15 protein-coding genes are annotated in these 17,657 nt (G+C 74.7%); 13 read left to right on the top strand and 2 right to left on the bottom strand.

All coding sequences use genetic code 11. The features are described 5' to 3' along the window. Window positions 1–94 precede the first annotated feature (94 nt). The 8 genes from ACA361_RS22320 (at window position 95) to ACA361_RS22285 (ending at window position 9,192) form a co-directional block, all read left to right on the top strand. Window positions 95–1,603 (top strand): APC family permease, encoded by a 1,509-nt coding sequence (locus tag ACA361_RS22320; protein ID WP_375014588.1) that lies wholly within the window; start codon window positions 95–97, stop codon window positions 1,601–1,603. Further along, entirely contained in the window at window positions 1,600–2,826 is a 1,227-nt protein-coding gene (locus ACA361_RS22315) for a cytochrome P450 (protein WP_375014586.1), read from the top strand. Before ACA361_RS22320 ends, ACA361_RS22315 begins: the two co-directional genes overlap by 4 nt. Beyond that, complete coding sequence (locus ACA361_RS22310; RefSeq protein ID WP_375014584.1) at window positions 2,823–3,011, top strand: ferredoxin; 189 nt, start codon at window positions 2,823–2,825, stop codon at window positions 3,009–3,011. The genes ACA361_RS22315 and ACA361_RS22310 overlap by 4 nt, the downstream gene beginning before the upstream one ends. A 1-nt stretch (window position 3,012) precedes the next feature. Further along, window positions 3,013–4,227, top strand: coding sequence for an NAD(P)/FAD-dependent oxidoreductase (locus ACA361_RS22305; protein WP_375014582.1), 1,215 nt, complete (start codon window positions 3,013–3,015; stop codon window positions 4,225–4,227). A gap of 16 nt (window positions 4,228–4,243) precedes the next feature. Next, entirely contained in the window at window positions 4,244–5,638 is a 1,395-nt protein-coding gene (locus tag ACA361_RS22300) for a glutamine synthetase family protein (protein ID WP_375014580.1), read from the top strand. Beyond that, window positions 5,638–6,333, top strand: coding sequence for a substrate-binding periplasmic protein (locus ACA361_RS22295; protein ID WP_375014578.1), 696 nt, complete (start codon window positions 5,638–5,640; stop codon window positions 6,331–6,333). The genes ACA361_RS22300 and ACA361_RS22295 overlap by 1 nt, the downstream gene beginning before the upstream one ends. A gap of 564 nt (window positions 6,334–6,897) precedes the next feature. Next, window positions 6,898–8,208: a vanadium-dependent haloperoxidase gene (locus ACA361_RS22290; protein ID WP_375014576.1), complete on the top strand. Its 1,311-nt coding sequence runs from the start codon at window positions 6,898–6,900 to the stop codon at window positions 8,206–8,208. A gap of 111 nt (window positions 8,209–8,319) precedes the next feature. Continuing rightward, a complete protein-coding gene (locus ACA361_RS22285; RefSeq protein WP_375014574.1) occupies window positions 8,320–9,192 on the top strand; it encodes an alpha/beta fold hydrolase in 873 nt (290 codons plus the stop codon). Window positions 9,193–9,668: 476 nt separating this feature from the next. Here ACA361_RS22285 and ACA361_RS22280 read toward each other — a convergent pair whose 3' ends face one another. Next, window positions 9,669–10,736 (bottom strand): helix-turn-helix domain-containing protein, encoded by a 1,068-nt coding sequence (locus ACA361_RS22280; protein WP_375014572.1) that lies wholly within the window; start codon window positions 10,734–10,736, stop codon window positions 9,669–9,671. A 71-nt stretch (window positions 10,737–10,807) separates the two neighbouring features. Here ACA361_RS22280 and ACA361_RS22275 point away from each other — a divergent pair, with 71 nt between their 5' ends. The 5 genes from ACA361_RS22275 (at window position 10,808) to ACA361_RS22255 (ending at window position 14,842) form a co-directional block, all read left to right on the top strand. Next, a complete protein-coding gene (locus tag ACA361_RS22275; protein ID WP_375014570.1) occupies window positions 10,808–11,893 on the top strand; it encodes a saccharopine dehydrogenase family protein in 1,086 nt (361 codons plus the stop codon). 56 nt (window positions 11,894–11,949) lie between these two features. Continuing rightward, window positions 11,950–12,816: an alpha/beta fold hydrolase gene (locus ACA361_RS22270; RefSeq protein WP_375014569.1), complete on the top strand. Its 867-nt coding sequence runs from the start codon at window positions 11,950–11,952 to the stop codon at window positions 12,814–12,816. An 84-nt stretch (window positions 12,817–12,900) separates the two neighbouring features. Continuing rightward, window positions 12,901–13,257, top strand: coding sequence for a hypothetical protein (locus tag ACA361_RS22265; RefSeq protein ID WP_375014567.1), 357 nt, complete (start codon window positions 12,901–12,903; stop codon window positions 13,255–13,257). Between the two features lie 73 nt (window positions 13,258–13,330). Beyond that, window positions 13,331–13,576 (top strand): zeta toxin family protein, encoded by a 246-nt coding sequence (locus ACA361_RS22260; protein WP_375014565.1) that lies wholly within the window; start codon window positions 13,331–13,333, stop codon window positions 13,574–13,576. 99 nt (window positions 13,577–13,675) lie between these two features. Continuing rightward, entirely contained in the window at window positions 13,676–14,842 is a 1,167-nt protein-coding gene (locus ACA361_RS22255) for an MFS transporter (protein WP_375014563.1), read from the top strand. 1 nt (window position 14,843) lies between these two features. Here ACA361_RS22255 and ACA361_RS22250 read toward each other — a convergent pair whose 3' ends face one another. Further along, complete coding sequence (locus tag ACA361_RS22250) at window positions 14,844–17,606, bottom strand: LuxR C-terminal-related transcriptional regulator (RefSeq protein ID WP_375014561.1); 2,763 nt, start codon at window positions 17,604–17,606, stop codon at window positions 14,844–14,846. Between the last annotated feature and the right edge of the window lie 51 nt (window positions 17,607–17,657).

The raw sequence follows: 17,657 nt of genomic DNA, 5'->3' as shown, positions 1-17,657 counted from the left end.
TGCGGCTCTCGCGGCGCGACGCATCGCCGGCGCCAGTTTCGCAGGCCCGCGCGGTCCGGGCACAGGCCAGGACCCCGACGAGGGAGGACCCCCCGTGTCCGCCACACCTGACGCGGCCCCACCGGCCGCCGCGCCCCCTCACGACGACGACTCCGCCACGCTCGCCGCACTCGGCTACGAGTCCCACTTCCGGCGCGACATGAGCCTGTGGGCCAACTTCTCCCTGGGCTTCACCTACCTGTCCCCGGTGGTGGGCATCTACGCGCTGTTCGCGTTCTCGCTCGGCACCGCCGGGCCGCCGATGGTGTGGGCGCTCGTCATCGCCGGGATCGGCCAGCTGCTGGTGGCGCTGGTCTTCGGCGAGGTCGTCTCGCAGTACCCGGTCAGCGGCGGCATCTACCCCTGGGCCCGGCGGCTCTGGGGCCGGCGCTGGGCCTGGATGAGCGGCTGGATCTACCTGTTCGCGCTGCTGGCCACGATCGCCAGCGTCAGCTACGGCGCCGGCCCGTACGCGGCCGCCATGCTCGGCTTCGAGCCCACCGTCACCACCACGATCGGCTGCGCGCTGGCCGTCCTGCTGATCGCCACCCTGATCAACCTGTCCGGCACCCGCTGGCTGTCGCTGGCCGCGATCATCGGCTTCTCCGCCGAGCTGGTCGGCGCGCTGGTCGTCGGCGTCTGGCTGCTGGCCACCGAGCGCCACCACGGCCTCGGAGTCTTCTTCGACGGCCAGGGGACGGGCGCGGGCGGATCGTACGCCGCCGCGTTCCTGGCCGCCTCGCTCATCGGCATCTACCAGTACTACGGCTTCGAGGCGTGCGGCGACGTCGCCGAGGAGGTCCGCGACCCGGCCCGCCGCATCCCGAAGGCGATGCGGATGACGATCTACGTCGGCGGCGCGGCCGCCACGTTCATCACCTTCGCGCTGGTGCTGTCGGTCGCCGACTTCGGCGCGGTCATCTCCGGCGCGGACGCCGACCCGGTCACCACCGCGCTCACCGCCGCGTTCGGGCCGACGATGGTCAAGGTGATCCTCGGCATCGTGCTGATCTCCTTCGTGTCCTGCGCGATGAGCCTCCAGGCCGCCGCCAGCCGGCTGACCTACGCCTACGCCCGGGACGACATGATCGTCGGCAGCCGGGTGCTGGCCCGGTTCTCGGCCGCGCGGCACGTCCCGCCGTACGCGCTGCTGCTCGCCGCCGTGCTGCCCGCGCTGCTGGTGATCGGCTCCAAGGTCTCCGCCGACGCCCTCACGAAGATCATCTCGTTCGCCTCGCTGGGCATCTACCTGGGCTTCCAGATGGTCGTGCTCGCCGCGCTGCGGGCCCGGCTGCGCGGCTGGAGGCCGGCCGGCCCGTTCACCCTCGGCCGCTGGGGCCTGGCCGTGAACGTCGCCGCGCTCGTGTACGGCGTGCTCGCCATGATCAACATGGCGTGGCCGCGGACGCCGGACGTGCCCTGGTACGACAACTACATCGTCCTTCTCTCCGGCGCCGTCGTCATCGTGCTCGGCCTGGTCTACATGACCGTGACCCGCCACTACGGCCGCGGCGACGCCCCCGCCGGCGACGCGATCCCCGCCAAGCAAGGAGCAGGAGCGTGACCGCAGCCCCGTACTTCGACGCCCCCTACTTCAACATCGCCGACCCGACGTTCTCGGTGCAGTCCGCGGAGGTCAGGAAGGCCCGCGAGCAGGGCTGGTACGCCCGCACCAACTACGGCATCGCCGTGCTCCGGTACGACGAGGTCAGCCGCCTGCTGAAGCACCCCCGGCTCCGGCAGGGGAGCGCCAAATGGCCCGCGCACCACGGCATCACCACCGGCCCGTTCGCGGACTGGTGGGCCAACTGGGTGCTCAACAAAGAGGGCGCGGACCACCACCGGCTGCGCCGGCTGATGAACCCGGCGTTCTCCCGCCGGCTCATCGGCGGGCTCGTCCCGCGCTTCCGCGCCCTCGCCGGCGAGCTGGTGGACGGGTTCGCCGAGCCGGACCGGTGCGAGTTCGTGTCCGAGTTCGCCGAGCCGTACGCCGCCCGCGTCATCGCCATCATGCTCGGCCTGCCCGAGGAGGAGTGGCCCGTGCTGGCCCGCGACTCCGCGACGATCGGGCTGGCGATGGGCGTCACGATCGCCGAGGACCTGCCGAGGATCGAGGCGGCGCTGGACAACCTGTACGGCTACGTCGACGAGCTGATCGCCGACCGCACCCGGGAGCCGCGCGACGACTTCGTCACCCGGCTCGTCCAGGCCGGGAAGGACCAGGACCGGCTGGACCACACCGAGCTGCGCGACTCGATGGTGCTGCTGATCTTCGGCGGCTTCGACACCACCCGCAACCAGCTCGGCCTGGCCATGCAGACGTTCATGCGGCACCCCGACCAGTGGGGCGTCCTCGCCGAGCGCCCCGAGCTGGGCGCCGCCGCCGTCGAGGAGGTCATGCGGGTCGCGCCCACCACGACCTGGGTGACCCGCGAGGCCCTGGAGGACTTCGAGTTCGAGGGCCTGGACATCGCCGCCGGCACCACCGTCCACCTGTTCACCGAGTCCGCCGGGACCGACCCGCTCGCCGTCCCGGACGGCCGCTTCGACATCACCGCCGAGCGCCCGCCGCACTTCGGCTTCGGCGGCGGCGCCCACCACTGCCTCGGCCACTTCGTCGCCCGCTGCGACATGAGCGAGGCGCTCCCCCTGCTGGCCCGCCGGATGCGCGACCCGCGCCCCGGCGGCGAGATCCGGTCGCTGCCGCTCAGCGGCAACACCGGCCCCACCACCCTGCCCATCGCGTTCACCCCCGCCACCAGCCACTCAGGAGGAACCACCGCATGAAGGTCGTCGTCGACCTGGCCGTCTGCCAGGACCACGGGCAGTGCGCCATCGCCGCCCCCGACGTCTTCCGCATCAACGACGACGGGAAGCTGGAGTACGACGACGCCCCGCCCGAGGAGCTCCGCGAGGACGTCGAGGACGCCGCCGACGTCTGCCCCGTCCAGGCCATCCTGATCGAGGGCTGACATGGGCGGCCATGTCGTGATCGTCGGGGCCGGGATGGCCGGGCTGCGCGCCGCCGAGCAGCTGCGCGCCGCCGGCTGGGACCGCGCCCTCACCATCGTCGGGGCGGAGGAGCACCTCCCGTACAACCGTCCCCCGCTGTCCAAGGAGCTGCTCGCCGGCAAGGTCGGCGCCGGCGGGCTGGCCGAGGCGCACGCCGCGGCCGTGTTCCGGCGCCGCCGCAGCGTCGAGGACGCCCGCTGGATCCTCGGCAACCCCGTCGTCCGGTCGTCGCTGACCGCCCGGCGGCTGGAGCTGGCCGACGGCACCCGGCTCACCTTCGACGGCCTCGTGGTCGCCAGCGGGCTGCGGCCGCGCCGCGCGACCGTGCCGGGGCCGGCGGGCGGCCGGTACGTCCTGCGCACGCTGGAGGACGCCGTCGACCTGCGCGACCGGCTCGTCCGGGGCCGTTCCGTGCTCGTCATGGGCGGCGGCTTCATCGGCTGCGAGGTCGCCGCCACCGCGCTGCGCGCCGGCTGCGAGGTCACCGTCGTCGAGCCGTGCGCCGAGCCGATGGAACGCGCCCTCGGCCCCGAGCTGGGCCGCGTCCTGCGGCGCCACCACGAGGACCAGGGCGTCCGGTTCATCACCGGCCGCATGGTCGCCGAGTTCCTCGCCGACGGCGACCGGGTCACCGCCGCCGTCCTGGACGACGGCACCCTCGTCCCCGCCGACCTGGTCGTCGAGTCGATCGGCTCGCAGGCCAACGTCGAATGGCTGCGCGGCAACGGACTCGACCTGCACGACGGCGTCCTGTGCGACAACCTCCTGCGCGTCGAGGGCCGCCCCGGCGTGGTCGCGGTCGGCGACGTGGCCCGCTTCCCCAACCCCCGCTACGACGACGTGCCGCGCCGGGTCGAGCACTGGTGCGTCCCGACCGACACCGCCAAGCGCGCCGCCGCCACGCTGGCGGCGCACCTGGGCGTGCGGGCGCCCGACGACGCGCCGTTCGCGCCCGTCCCGTCGTTCTGGAGCGACCAGTACGACGTCCGCGTGCAGAGCTTCGGCGCCCCCGGCCTCGGCGACCGCTGCGAGCTGCTCGACGGCGGCCTCGACCATCCCCGCGCCCTCAAGGGCGGCGTCGCGATGGCCTACTACCGCGACCGCCGGATGGTCGGCGTCGCCCTCGTCGGCATCCCGCCCGCCCGCCACCGCCAGTACCGCGACCTCGTCAGCTGAACGGAAGGTCCCACCCATGAGCACGACCCCCCTAGACGAGCACCGGCAGCGCAACGCCGCCGCGGCCGCCGACATCCTCGCCCGGGTGGAGGAGTCCGGCGTCGAGTTCCTCTACTACCAGACCGTCTCGCTGACCGGCCGCGTCGTCGGCAAGGTCGTCCCGGCCCGGCACCTGGCCCGCAACCTCGAACGCGGCGTCAACCTGCACCGCACCGCGATGTCCGACCTCCAGGTCGACCGGCTCGGCAACCTGCTCGGCGGCGGGACGGAGGCCGCCGAGTTCACCGCGATGCCCGACCCCGAGACGTTCGCCGTCCTGCCCTGGGACACCACCGTCGGGCGCTTCTTCTGCCGCGTGTACGAGCCCGCGCACCGCGCCGACGTCGGCGGCCGGATCCTCGCGACCGACGGCCGCACCAACCTGCTGCGCGCGCACGAGGCGTTCACCGAGGCGACCGGGCTGCGGCTGCGCAGCGGCTGCGAGCCCGAGATGACCTGGACGGGCCCCGGCATGGAGGTGCACGTCAAGCCCGGCTCCAGCTCGTCGTACCACATCGACTGCCTGGAGGTCATGCGGCCGGTCTTCCAGCGGGTGATCCGGTACGGCCAGGCGCTCGGCTTCGACATGATCGAGGGCGACTACGAGGACCCCGGCCAGCTGGAGCTGAACTGGCTGTTCGACGACTGCGACGTGACCGCCGACCGGCTCGTCACGTACCGGCAGATCTGCCGCCAGGTCGCCCGCGAGCTCGGCGTGACCGCCAGCTTCATGCCCAAGCCCGCGACCGGCGTGATGGGCAACGGCTGCCACCACAACCTCAGCCTGTGGCGCGTCGGCGAGGAGGGAGGGGAGGGCACGAACATCCTGGCCGATCCGGACGTGACCGAGATGCACCTGACCGAGGCCGGCCGGCACGCGGTCGGCGGGATCCTGACGCACGCCGCCGGGATGATGGCGCTGATGGGGCCCACGGTGAACTCGTACAAGCGGTACTGGGACGCCGGCCAGTTCGCCCCCTCGCAGATCAACTGGGGCTTCGACAACAAGACCTGCACGGTGCGGCTGTCGGCGAACGGCCGGCTGGAGTTCAAGATCCCGGACGCGAGCGTCAACCCGTACCTGTCGCACGCCGCCCTCCTCGCGGCCATCAAGGACGGCCTGGACAACGCCATCGACCCGGGCGCGCCCCAGTCCGGCAGCAGCTACGAGGGCTCGCCGTCGAAGTTCGAGCCGCTGCCGCTGTCCCTCAGCGACGCCCTCGACGCGTTCGAGGCCGACCAGATCGTGCAGAGCTCCTTCCCCGCCGACCTCACCGGCCTGTACCTGGACCTCAAGCGCGACGAGTGGGCCCGCTTCTGCGGCCACATCACCGACTGGGAGCGCGACATGTACGCGGAGCACCTCCCGTAATGGCCGCGCCGCTCCGCCTCGCCTGCATCGACGCCGAGGCGCCCCCGCTGTTCTCCAAGAGCCCGGACGGCGTCACGCGCGACGGCTACGAGCCCGACCTGGCCGAGCTGTGCGCGGCCGTCCTGGACCGTTCCGTCGAATGGGTCTTCACGCCGTGGGCCGAGTTCGTCCCGGCCCTCCGGTCCCGCGAGGCCGACGCGGTCTGGTGCGGCCAGGGCATCACCGAGGCGCGCCGCCGCCAGGTCGACTTCACCCGCCCGTACGCCGTCTTCAACGAGTCCGTGCTGGTCCGCCGGGGGACGCCCGTCGCGTCCCCGGCCGACCTGCGCGGCCTCCGGGTCGCGGCCATCGAGGGCAGCACCAACATGGCGCTCGCGGAGACGTTCGAGGGCGCCGTGGCCGTCCCGTTCGGCGGCGCGACCGACGACGTCTTCGGTGACATGCTGGCCGCCCTCCGCGGCGGCGAGGTCGACGCGGTCGTGGACGACGACGTCGTCTTCGTCCCGCTGGGCGACGACCCCGACTTCGACCTGGCCTTCACCGTCCCGACCGGCAACCGCTGGGGCGTCGCCGTCGCCAAGGACCGCCCCGACGTCCTCGCCGACCTGGACGGCGCCCTGGCCACCATCATCGAGAACGGAGCACTGGAAAAGGTCTGGAGGGCACGCATGCCCGCCCTCCCGTACCCCTTCTGACGCGTCCCCGCCGGGCTGCGGGGCGGGCGCTGCCAGGGCGTTCCCGGAGGCGTCCCGGCTGTCGAGGGTGGCCGCGAACCGGCACAGCGGCCACCCCGGCAGCGGCGTGCCGAGCGGTTTCCAGGCCGCCCGGCAGGTCGCGTTCCGGATACGCCGGCAGACCGGCGTCGGCGCCGGAACGGCCCCGCCCGGCGCCCCCTGTCCTCGCATTTCGTGCGGCGGCCGGATTTCGGACGTACGCGCCGACCGGAATCGGATGAGCATTCCCCGCAATTCCGTGTCTATCTCGACATTCGTGCCGGGCGGATACCGGTTCACCGGCGGGGCGACACCGGCGGCCGGTCATGGCCCATTCCGGCCCGCCGATGACGGAACACCGCCGAGCAGGCGCTCATGTCGCAGCAGCTCGCAGCGGCCATGACGCCCGAGCGAGCTCGCCCCGGTTCCGCTCGAACGCGCCCGCCCGCGCGAATTCGCCGGCACCGTCTCATTGCCCCGACCCGGCCATGGCCGGACACTGAGTTCCTTGCCAGGGCCGGTGCAGATCAGTTGATGGGGGCCTCCATGTCACAGTCCATTCGCGAGCCCGTGAATTCTCGTGGAACGCGCAGCAAGGCGGCCATTGCCGCGCTCATTCTCGCCGCGCCGGTGGTGGCCGCGCCCGGTACGGCGCGGGCCCGCCCGGCCGCCGCCCCCGGCGCCCATCCGGCCGGCGCCGTCCTCACCTGGGACGTCCACGCCGAGACGGCGATCTTCGACCGGGCCCGGCAGTCGCCGACCGCGGCCGCCCGCAGCTTCGCCATCGTGCAGGGCGCCGTGTACGACGCGGTCAACGCCGTCGCCGGCGCCCCGTACGAGCCGTACCTGGTCGCGCCCCGCAGCCGGCCCGGCGACTCGACCCCCGCGGCCGTCGCCACCGCCGCGTACCGCACGCTCCGCTGGCTCTTCCCCGACCAGGCCGAGCCCCTGCGCGCGCAGTACGAGCAGGCGCTCGCCGCGATCCCCGACGGCCGTCCGGAACGCGGCGGCGTCGCCGTCGGCGCCGCCGCGGCCGCCGCGATGATCGAGGCCCGCCGCGACGACGGCGCGTTCTCCGACGCGACCTGGCGGGTCGGTACCCGCCCCGGCGAATGGCGGCCGACCCCGCCGGGGTTCCTCCAGGTCGGCGCCTGGTACGCCACCCTGAAGCCGTTCGTCATCGACGACCCCGGCGACTACCGCACCCCGGGTCCGCCCGCCTTGAGGAGCGCCGCGTACGCGCGCGACCTGAACGAGGTGCAGTCCCTCGGCTCGGCCGCCAGCACGTCGCGGACCCCCGACCAGACCGACGCGGCGAAGTGGTGGGACGACCCGCGGCAGGTGGAGTGGGCGATCGGCCGGCAGCTCGCCGCGACCCGGCGGCTCGGCGAGCTGCAGACGGCCCGCCTGCTGGCGATGGCGGGCGTGGCCGCCGCCGACGCGCTGGTCGCCTGCTACAAGGAGAAGAAGTACTGGAGCTTCTGGCGCCCGGTGACGGCGATCCCGCTCGCGGACACCGACGGCAACCCCGCCACCCGCGCCGACCCGTCCTGGACTCCGCTGCGGACCACGGCGCCGTCCACGGAGTACCCGTCCGGGCACGCCTGCTACACCTCGGCCGTCACGGCGGGCTGGGGGCGGTTCTTCGGCCGCGACGACATCTCGTTCAGCGCCTACAGCGCCGATTCCGGCACGACCCGCCGCTACGGCAGCCTCGCCGAGGCCAGGGCAGAGCTGGGCGAGGCCAGGATCTGGGCGGGCGTGCACTACCGCAGCGCCTCCGACGACGGCACCCGGCTCGGCTCCGCCGTCGCCCGCGCCGTCCTCGACCGCGAGTTCGGCCGCCGCGGCGACTGAGCCCGTTCACGACCGGACCCTTCTAACCTTCTAAATGCCGTTGACAAGTTAGGTAGGCCATGCGAGTCTCTAACTGTTGATAGTGTTTTAGAAGGTTAGAAGGGCGACGCGATGACCATCCGGCACCACACCATCGAGATCCAGGGCCTGCCCGTCTTCTACCGGGAGGCGGGCGACCCCTCGAAGCCCGCGCTCGTCCTGCTGCACGGCTTCCCGACCAGCTCGGCGATGTTCCGCGACCTCCTGCGCGACCTCGCGGACGACTTCCACCTGATCGCGCCCGACCACATCGGCTTCGGGCGGTCGGCCATGCCCCGGCTGGACGAGTTCGACTACGGCTTCGAACGGCTCACCGAGATCACCCTGGCGCTCCTGGACGAGCTCCGCCTCGACCGCTTCGCGCTGTACATCCACGACTACGGCGCCCCCATCGGCCTCCGGATCGCCTCCCGCCGGCCCGAACGCGTGACCGCGATCGTCAGCCAGAGCGGCAACGCCTACACGGAGGGCTTCACCCCGTTCTGGGACGTCCTGTTCGCCCACGCCAAGGACCGCGCCGCCAACGAACCCGCCGTACGGAGACTGCTGGAGCCCGCGGCGACCGAGTGGCAGTACACGCACGGCGTCCCCGCCGACCGCCTGGACCGCGTCTCACCCGACGCGTGGACGCTCGACCAGGCGTACCTCGACCGGCCCGGCAACCAGGAGATCCAGCTCCAGCTCTTCTGGGACTACCAGTTCAACCTCGACGCCTACCCCGCGTTCCAGGAGTACTTCCGCACGCACCGGCCGCCGCTCCTGGCCGTCTGGGGCCGCAACGACGAGATCTTCGGCCCGGACGGCGCCCGCGCGTTCGCCCGCGACCTCCCGGACGCCGAGATCCACCTGCTCGACGCCGGGCACTTCGCCCTCGACACCCACGGCCCCGAGATCGCGTCCCTGGTCCGCGACTTCCTGACCCGCGAGGCCGCCGCGTCCGCATGACGCCCCGCCCCGGTCTCCGCCGGCCCGTCCGCCGGAGACCGGGGACGGGCGGGAACCTTGACGGCCACCTCGGTGCCGCGGGGAGAATCGCGTCCGGTGGCGCCGGATGGGAGGCCGAGTGGAGGAACCGGCGGCGGGCGATCCGCGGACGGCGGGACCGTTCCGGCTGGTGGCCCGCCTCGGGAGCGGTGGCATGGGCCGGGTCTTCCTGGGACGCTCGCCCGGCGGTAGGCCGGTCGCCGTCAAGATGATCCGGCCCGAGCCGGCGGACGACCCCGGGTTCCGGCGCCGCTTCGCCCGGGAGGTCCGCGCGGCCAGCCGGGTGAACGGCTTCTGCACCGCCGAGGCGGTCGGCGCCGACCCCGCCGCGGACCCGCCGTGGATGGCCACCGCCTACATCGAGGGGCCTTCGACGACGACGTGCTCATGTTCGCGGTGCTGCGGCTCATGGCGCGCGACCTCGGCCGGCTCCGGGGTCAGCGCGCCACCGCGGCCTGGCCCGAGGAGCGCACCGGCCAGGTGTTCGGGCTGCTGGACGCCCCCGGGCCGTGGTCGGCCGGCCGCGTGCCGGAGCCCGGCGGCCCCTGACCGGCGCCCCGCCCCCGGTGCTCGGCGCGGAAGGTGCGGCGGTACGCGTCGGGCGGCACGCCGACCGCGCGGTTGAAGTGGCGGCGCAGCGTCGCGCCGGTGCCCATCCCGGTCGCCGCCGCGATCGCCTCGACACCGTCGTCGGTGGTCTCCAGCAGTTCCTGCGCGCGGCGGATCCGCTGGACCAGCAGCCACTGCAACGGGGTGGTGCCGGTCACCGTCCGGAAATGGCGGCCGAGGTTGCGCGTGCTCATCGCGGCCTGGCGGGCCAGGTCCTCCACGGTCAGCGGCCGGTCCAGCCGCTCGATCGCCCACGGGAACAGCGCCGCCAGCGGATGGTCGGCCTGCTCCGGCATCGGCGCGGAGACGAACTGGGCCTGGCCGCCGGCCCGGTGCGGCGGTACGACCAGCCGGCGCGCGACCACGTTCGCGACCGCCGAACCGTGGTCGAGCCGGACCAGGTGCAGGCACAGGTCCATCGCCGCGGCCTTCCCCGCCGAGGTGAGCACGCTGCCGCCGTCCACGTAGAGCACGTCCGGATCGACGTCCACCTCGGGGTAGCGCGCGGCCAGCGCATCGGTGTGCGCCCAGTGCGTGGTCGCGCGCCGCCCGTCCAGCAGGCCCGCGGCGGCGAGCACGAACGCGCCCGTGCAGAGGGAGGCGACGCGCGCGCCCGCCCGATGGGCCGCGCGCAACGCGTCGATGAGGTCGCCGGGCGGGTCCGCGTCGACGTCCGCCCACCCCGGAACGATCACCGTGTCGGCGTCCGCCAGCCGGTCGAACCCGTGGTCGGGCTCCAGCAGGAACCGGCCGGCCCGGACGGCGCCCGTCCCGCACCCGGCGAGGTCGTACCAGGGGACGGTCACGGCGGCCGGCGGCGGGCCGAACACCTCGTAGGCCACCGACAGCTCGAAGTGCAGCATCCCGTCGGTGACGGCGACCGCGACAGTTCTCATGTCCGGAATTGTACGAGCATTGGCGTTCCGGACACTCGTGCGGACCGGCCGGTCCCGCCAAGATCGTCGTCATGGATCGACCGAGCACGATGGAGGCGACGATGGCGACCGGCCAGGCGGTCACGGTATTCGGCGCGTACGGCCACACGGGACGCTTCGTGGTGGCGGAGCTGCGCGAGCGCGGGTTCGTCCCGGTCCTGTCCGGCCGCGACGCCGGGAAGCTGGAAGCGCTGGCGGCGGACTTCCCGGGGGCCGGCGTCCGGCCCGCGTCCGTCGACGACCCGGCCTCGCTCGACCGCGCCCTGGCCGGCGCGGCGGCGGTGATCAACACCGCGGGGCCGTTCGCCGCGACGGCCGCCCCGGTCATCGAGGCGGCGCTGCGCGCCGGCGTCCCGTACGTGGACGTGGCGGCCGAGATCGAGGCCAACGCCGACACGTTCGCGCACTTCGGCGAGCGGGCCCGCGCCGCCGGGGCCGTGATCGTCCCGGCGATGGCGTTCTTCGGCGGCCTCGGCGACCTGCTGGCCACCGCCGCGCTGGACGACCGCACCGCCGCCGACGAGGCGCACATCGCGTACGCGCTGAGCAGCTGGCACCCCACCGCGGGGACGCGGGACTCGGGCACCGTCTCGCGGGACCGGCGGGACGGCCGCCGCGTCCGCTTCACGAACGGGAGGCTGGAGTACCACCAGGACGACCTCCCGTCCCTGGAGTGGGCGTTCCCCGAGCCGATGGGCGCCCGGCCCGTCGTCGGCGAGTTCAGCATGGCGGACGTCGTCACGATCCCCAGCCACCTGGAGGTCCCCGAGGTCCGCTCGTACATGACGGTCGAGGCGGTGGAGGACCTGTCGGCCCCCGGCACCCCTTCCCCGGCGGCGGCCGACGAGCGCGGGCGCTCCGACCAGACCTTCCTCGTGGACGTCGTCGTCCGCTCCGGCGGCGAGGAGCGCCGCGCCACGGCGAGCGGCCGGGACATCTACGCCATCAGCGCGCCCCTCGCGGTGGAGGCCGTCGACCGCGTCCTCACCGGCCGGACCCGGACCACCGGGGTCGCCTCCGCCGGGCAGATCTTCGACGCGGCCGACTTCCTCCGCGCCCTGTCACCGCACCTGTCGTTCGAGATCTCGGACGAGGTCGCCGCCGGTTCCGGCGTGTAGCCCGGATGCCGGCGCGGGCGATGAGATGATCCTGCACGGAGATCGGAGGCCGTGCCATGGACGCTGAACCGCCGCACGTCGAAGGGGTCGCCCATCGATGGGTCGAGGCCCGGGGCATGAGGTTCCACGTCGCCGAGGCGGGGACCGCCGGCGACACCGTGGTCCTGCTGCACGGCTTCCCGCAGCACTGGTACGAGTGGCGGCACCTCATCCCCGAGCTGGCGGCCGACCACCGGGTCGTCGCCATCGACCTGCGCGGGCACGGCTGGTCGGACGCGCCGCCGGACGGCTACGCCAAGGAGGAGATGGCGCGGGACGTGCTGGCCGTCATGGACGCCCTGGACCTCGACCGGGTCAAGCTGGTCGGCCACGACTGGGGCGGCTGGATCGGCTTCCTGCTCTGCCTGAAGGCACCGGAGCGTTTCGACCGTTTCCTGGCGCTCAACATCGTCCACCCCTGGTCGCGGCCGCTGGCGGCGCTGCCGCACCTGTGGCGCTTCTGGTACCAGCAGGTCATCATCGCGCCGGGCATCGGCCGGCTGGCACTGCGCAAAGGCGCGTTCGCCCGCCTGATACTGCGGCTGGGCGTCCACGACCGGTCGGTGTGGGACCGGCGGACCATCGACGCCTTCGCCGACCGCTACACCGATCCCGCGCGGACCCGTGCGGGGATCATGGTCTACCGGACGTTCGTCCTGCGCGAGTTCCGCGCGGTGATGAGCGGCCGCTACCGGAGCCCCCTCGCCGTCCCGACCCGGCTCGTGTTCGGCACGCGCGACGTCTTCCTCAGCCACCGGGTGCTCGACGGCCACCAGCCGTACGCCGATCTCGACGTCCATCTCGTTCCCGACTGCGGCCACTTCATCGCCGACGAGCGCCCGGACATCGTCGCCGAGCACGCCCGCGCCTTCCTGGCCCCCTGATCGTCCCGGTTCGTGGACGATCGCTAGCGCCGGCGGGGAGTCCAGGCGTTCGCGGGGCGGCGCGGCCGAGATGATACTGACTGCATGCGCCGAGCCTTCGTCCATGAGGCCGTGGTGACCATGGCGGCCGGAGACGTCCGAGCACCGGGAGCCGCCGTCACCGCCGCGCTCTGCGGGCACTGGGAGCACGAGCCGCCATGCCCGCTCGCGCCCCACCACACCGCGGCGCACCGTTCCGGCGACGAGGTACGGCTGCGGGTGCTCTTCGCCACCGAACCCGCGGCCGAGGCCGAAGTGCGCCGCCGCATCGAAGCGGCCCTGTCCCAGGCGACTCTCACCACCCCGGACGGCACCGTGACCCGCTGGCGACTCCGCAGCGCTCACCCCGGCGCCATCGAGCAGGACGAGACCGGCCACGCCGAACGGCTCCTGCGGACCTGACCCCGTCGACACGCGGGCAATCGACATCGACCTGGAGTCCGTAGGTTTCGGCTGGGCGTGGTGGGGTGGCGGCATGACCACACCAGTCGCCATCCTGGTCAACGGGCTGCCCGGGGCAGGGAAGACCACGCTGGCCCGCACGCTGTCGCGCCACCTGGAGCTACCGATGTTCAGCAAGGACATCATCAAGGAGGCCCACGCGGCCGTGGCGGTGAAGCGACCGGAGCTCATGGTGAGGTGCCCGCCGTCCGGCAACCTGAACGCGCCCGTGATGGCGCTCGCGTGGCGGGCGGCCGACTTCATCATCGCGGGGAGCTGACCGGCGGATCGGTGGCGGATCCGTGGTGGCCACGGATGCCCGTCCGTGGCGGCGGAGGCGAGTCTTCGGCGGTAGGACGGCTGCCGAGGAGGCCCCGCGATGAACACCGCCACGCTGGACCGGACGAGCAAGACGGACGAGACGGAGCGGGAACGCCTGCTGACGCCCGCGTTCCTGCTGGTCATGACGGCCGGTGTCGGGGCGGCGACGAGCTTCTACCTGCTGTTCTCGGCGCTGCCGCGGTACGCGGAGGCGTCGGGGGCCGGCGGCGTGGGGGCCGGGCTGACGACGGGCGTGATGATGGCGGCGACGGTGGCCGCCGAGCTCGCGGTGCCGGGGCTGGTACGCCGGTTCGGGTACCGGCCGGTGTTCGGCGCGGGCCTCGTCCTGCTGGGCGCGCCGGCGCTGGCGCTGGTCGTCTCGGGCGGGATGGGGACGGTGCTGGCGGCCTGCCTGCTGCGGGGCGCCGGGCTCGCGGTGGCCGTGGTGCTGGGCGGGGCGCTGGTCGCCTCGATCGTGCCGGCGGCGCGGCGCGGCGAGGGCCTGGGCGTGTACGGCGTGGCGTGCGGCGTGCCCGGCGTGGTGGCGCTGCCGCTGGGGCTGTGGCTCGGCGACGCGGCCGGGTACCGGGTGGTGTTCGCGCTGGCCGGCGTGTCCGCGCTGGCGGGCCTGGCGGCGGTACGGCGGCTGCCCGGACGGCGGCCGGCGCCCGAGGAGCCGCTGGGCGTCCTGGCGGCGGCCCGCACGCCCGCGCTGCTGGTCCCCTGCGCGATCTTCGCGGCGGTCACGGTCGCGATGGGCGTCACCGCGACGTTCCTGCCGCTGGCGGCCGGCGGCGTGGCGGTGTGGGCGCTGCTGGCGCAGTCCCTCGCGGCGACGGCGACCCGGTGGTGGGCGGGGCGGCGCGGCGACCGGAACGGCGCCGGCCGGCAGCTGGTGCCCGGCCTGCTGATCGCGGCCGCGGGGATCGCCGCGCTGGTGCTGGTGCCCGAGCCGCTCTCGGCGCTGGCCGGGATGGTCCTGTTCGGGATCGGGTTCGGGCTCACCGGCAACGCGAGCATGGTCGTGATGCTCGACCGCGTGCCCGCCTCGTCCTACGGCACGGTCAGCGCCCTGTGGAACGTCGCGTACGACGCGGGGATCGGCGCGGGCGCCCTCGGCTTCGGCCTGATCGCCGTCCACACCGGCTACCCGGCGGCGTTCGGCCTGGTCGCGGCACTGATGCCGGTGCCCCTGCTCGCCGTCCGGCGCCGCACCGCTTCCTGAGCTAGAGGCAGCCGAGGGCCGCGAGTTCCGCGCGGCCCTCGGCGGCGCGTCCGGGCAGGAGCGCCAGCGTGGTCGCGCGCTCGAAGCGGGCGCCGATGCGCTCCCACTGCTCGGCCGCGGAGGCCAGCTCGTCCCGGTCGCCGTTCAGCCGTCCGCGTGTCCGGGCCAGGCACGCGGCGGCCCACGCGTTCTCGGCGGCGGCGCTCTCGGCGGCGGCGACCCGTTCCGCGGCGCCGGGCAGGCCCGCGACGGCGGCGAGCTCGGCCCCGGCGGCGTGCGCGTAGCCACGGTAGAGCGTGCGGTCGTCGAACAGGGCGGCGACGAGATCGGCGGCGGCATCGAGCCGGCCGGTGTGCACCGCGACGCGGGCGTCGACGAAACCGGTCAGCGCCGCGTGGTCGAACACCTGCCCGCCGGCCGCCCCGGACGCCCGCTCCCGCCACGCCAGGTACTCCGCGCGCTCGCCGCGCAGGCCGTGCACCAGCGCCGGGCCCACGGCGACCGGCCGCATCATGCCGCCGCCCGGGCCGCCGGCCCGCCGCCAGCTCTCCAGCGCGGCCGCCGCGTGCCGCAGCACCTCGTCGAACGCGCCGCTCAGCGCCAGCGGCAGGACGACGGTGTTCGTCGACAGGAAGTACTGCCCGCCGAGCAGGTCGTCGGCCAGCGCCCGCCGCCCGGCCGCCAGCGCCGCGGGCAGGTCGCCGGCGGCGGTGGCGCAGTTGGCCGCCACATGGAAGATGTCGACGATCTCGGCGGCGCAGCGCGGATCGTGCTCGGGCAGGCGGGCCAGCAGCGCGAGCCGGTCGCGGGCGCCGCGCGCCGCGTCCCGCAGCCGCCCCTCGCGCAGCGCGGCGCTGATCGTCGCGTCGAGGGCGGCGCTGACCAGCACGGGATCACCGGCGGCGCGCGCCGCCGTGACCGCCTCCTCGGCCAGCGCGCGGTCGGCGCTGTACGGCTCGGGCGAGGCGAGCCAGGCGCGGGCGGCGGCGAGCCAGGCCGCGACCGCGGGCCCGCCGTCCGCGCCGGCGGCCTCGGCCCGTTCCAGCAGCCGCCGCAGCTCGCCGTGCGGGACCGTGTACCAGCCGGGGTTGCGGGCCGTGGTGACGACCGCCGCGGCGAGCGTGGCCGCCTCGCCCGCGGCGTCCCCGCCGGCGCGGGACCGGTCGGCGGACGAGCGCAGCAGCGCGAAGTGCCGGTCGCCGCCGGTCGGGACGACATGGGCGCAGTCGGCCGCGCTCCGCAGGTCGCGGGCCGCCTCCGCGGGCGACGCGGCGCGCTCGGCGGCCTCCAGGAAGTGCCCGTACGCCTCGGCCTGGAAGCGCCGCGCGTACGCCAGCCGTCCCAGCGCCCGCGCCAGCCGGTGAGCGATCTCCCCGGCATCCGCGGGAGCCCGCTCCAGCGCCACCCGCAGATCCCCCGCGACGACGTCGAAGCCCGCCGCGGCGTCCGGGGCGCACCTCTCGTCGGCGGCCCTGGGCGCGGCCGGGTGGTCTGGGGTGCGGTGTGGGGCATCGAGCGCTTCGGCGAGCGCGGTGGCGGTACGGGACGCCCAGAGCAGGTGCCGCCGCCGCAGGTCCTCGTGCTCGCCGCTCTGGGCCAGCCGCTCGGCGGCGAAGTCCCGCACGGTCTCCAGCAGCCGCCAGCGCCCGGCCGCCGCCTTCACGACGAGGCTCTTGTCGACCAGGCGTCCCAGCACATCGGCGGCGGCACCCGGCAGCGGCATGGCGCTCCCCGTGCCGGGAGCGGCCGTCACGGCGCACACCGCGCCGAGGTCGAAGTCGCCCGCGAAGACGGCCAGCCGCCGGAACAGCTCCCGCTCCTCCGCGTCGAGCAGGTCGTGGCTCCAGCCGAGGACCGCGCGCAGCGAGCGGTGCCGCTCGTCGCGGCCCCGGCCGCCGGCCAGCAGCCGCAGCCGGTCGTCCAGGGCGGCCAGCACGCCGGCCGCGCCCAGGGCGGCGCTGCGGGCGGCGGCCAGCTCGATCGCCAGCGGCATGCCGTCGAGCCGGGCGCAGATCTCCGCGAGGGTGCCCGGGTCGGCGGTGAAGTCCGGGTCGGCGGCGCGGGCGCGGTCGGCGAAGAGCGCCTCGGCGTCCGACGACAGCGGTCCCACCCGGACGATCCGCTCGCCGGGGACGCCGAGCCGCTCCCGGCTGGTCGCCAGGATCCGGGTGCCGGGGCAGGCGGCCAGGATCCGGTCGGCGAACCCGGCGGCCGCGTCCAGGAGGTGCTCGCAGTTGTCGAGCACGAGGAGCGCGCGGCGGCGGCCGAGCCGTTCGGCGATGCCCGCCTCCAGGGGCGTCCGCGGGCTCTCGGTCACCCCGAGCGCCGCCGCGACGGCCTGGGCGACGAACCCGCCGCGTACCGGCACCAGGTCCACGAACGCGCCGCCGTGCCGGGAGGCCGCCGCGGCCACCGCCGCCAGCCGCGACTTGCCCGCCCCGCCGGGGCCGAGGAGCGTCACCAGCCGGGCCGTCCCGATCGCGGCCTCGATCTCCGCCAGCTCGGCGGCCCGCCCGACGAACGACGTGCGCGCCGCGGGCAGGCCCGCCATCGGGCGGTCCTCCTCGCCGGTACGCTCCTGCGCGGCGAGGATGGCCAGGGCCCGCCGGTCGGGGACGCCGTACTTGCGCAGCAGCGACGAGACGTGGCTCTCGACCGTGCGCACCGAGATGTGCAGCCGGTGCGCGATCTGGACGTTCGTCAGGTGGCGGCCGACGGCGGCGAGCACCTCGGCCTCGCGCGCGGAGACCTCGACGGGCGGCATCGGCCCATGGTCGCAGGACGCGGAGATCACTTCCATGGCGCGGCCCGTGCC

It is taken from the genome of Actinomadura sp. 21ATH (assembly GCF_041951345.1).
Taxonomy (GTDB): domain Bacteria; phylum Actinomycetota; class Actinomycetes; order Streptosporangiales; family Streptosporangiaceae; genus Spirillospora.
Note: the sequence above shows the minus strand (reverse complement) of the source record. Positions and strands in the feature narration are given on the sequence as shown.